Annotated in this window: 1 protein-coding gene and 1 pseudogene; both read left to right on the forward strand. The window is 76.0% G+C overall.

Translation table 11 applies throughout. The annotated features are described in order from the left end of the window. A partial coding sequence (locus tag ACOJTC_RS30600; protein ID WP_420119487.1) for an aromatic acid exporter family protein occupies positions 1-1382 on the forward strand: 1382 nt, incomplete at its 5' end. 68 nt (positions 1383-1450) lie between these two features. Next, positions 1451-1641, forward strand: a pseudogene (locus tag ACOJTC_RS30605) (SAM-dependent methyltransferase); the annotation flags it as partial.

Below are 1641 nucleotides of genomic sequence, written 5' to 3' on the forward strand. Positions count from 1 at the left end.
TGAAGGACATCCTGGCCAGTGGGCTGCAACGGATCGCCAGCGTCACCCTCGGCGTGCTGGTCGCGGTCGGGTTCTCGGCCTACGTGGGGTTGTCCTGGTGGAGCCTGGGCGTGCTGTTGGCCGTGGCGATCATGCTGGGCCAGTTGCTGCGGCTCGGGCCGCACGCCCTGGAGGTGCCGATCAGCGCAATGCTGGTGCTGGCGGTGGGTGGTTCGGAGGCGGCGGCGTCGGACCGCATCTTCGAGACGCTGGTCGGCGCCGGGGTGGGCGTGCTGGTCAACGTCGTGCTGCCGCCGGCGGTGCGTCCGCGGCGGGCGGCGGAGTCCGTCGACCGGTTCGCCCGTGAGCTGGCCCGGTTGCTGGCCGGGGCCGCGGCGGAGCTGCGCGACCCGATCACCCAGGCGCAGGCGGTGCGGTGGATGGAGGCGGCTCGCGAACTCAGTCGTCAGCTGCCGAAGATCGACGCCGGCCTGCAGGAGCTGGCCGACAGTCGGCGGTTGAACCCGCGGGCGCTGGGCGTGCCGAACACGGGCGCCAACCTGCGGGGCGAGCTGGAGGCGCTGGAGCACACCACGATCGCGGTGCGCAGCATGTTCCGGTCGATCCTGGACGGCGTCCGCGACGACCCGAACCCCGACCCGGCCGCCGGGGAGGACCGGCGGCGGATCTTCGCCGCGTTGGTCGCCGACGTGGCCGTGACGGTGGCGGCGGTCGGGTCGTTGGCCCGGGCCGAGGGCACCGACGGCGAGGACGACCGGGCGGCCGTGGTGGCGACGACCCTGGCCACCCTGCGCGATGCCCGGGACCGGATCGACGAGTTGACCTCGCTGCGAGCGGATTCGGCGGAGGAGGGGTGGCAGCTGACCGAGCCGGTGCGGGTCACCGTGCACCGGGTGCTGCGCGATCTCGACGAGGCCGTGCGGCAGCGGGTGCACACCCGGCCGCCGGCTCCCGGGCTGGCCGGGCCGGTGGAGCTGGTGTCGCGGTGGCGACCGCGGCGCGGGGCGGCCGGCGTCGGGCCGGCCCGCCGGGGACCACACGCCCCCGGCCCGCGGAGCAGTCCGCACACCGGCGCCCATCCGGGTCGACCGGGTCGCCGCAGCGGCTCCGAGGCGACGGGTGGTCTGCGACCGGTGGGCCGGTCGGCCACCGAGACGGGCGCCTTCCGCCCGGTGCTGCGCTCGGTCCTGGAGACGGGCACCTTCCACCCGGTGGGTCGGTCCGCCGTCGAGACGAGCCTGCTGCGGGTGGTGTCGCCGTCCGGCGGTCCGACGCCGCCGGCTCGTCCCACCGATGGCGGGGACGCGTCGGCGGCCCGCACCGATCGGCTGCCGCGGCTCCCCGAGCCGCGGCCGACGATCGCGGACCGTCCTGGGCACTGACCGCGTGGCGGCGCGGCCCGCCGAAAACCGATGGACCGCGATGGCCCGGCCCGGCAGGCTCGCCGTCCATGACCACCGCGGACATCTGGGACGAGACCACCGCCCGGAACTACGACGCCGACTGCGCGGAGATGTTCGACGATGCCGTGGTCGGGCCCACCGTCGCCCGGCTCGCGGCCCTGGCCGACGGTGGACCGGCCTGTGAGTTCGCCATCGGCACCGGCCGGGTCGCGGTGCCGCTGTGGCGCTCCGGGGTGCC

Source organism: Micromonospora sp. (assembly GCF_048594385.1).
In the GTDB taxonomy this organism is placed as follows: Bacteria; Actinomycetota; Actinomycetes; order Mycobacteriales; family Micromonosporaceae; genus Micromonospora; species Micromonospora wenchangensis.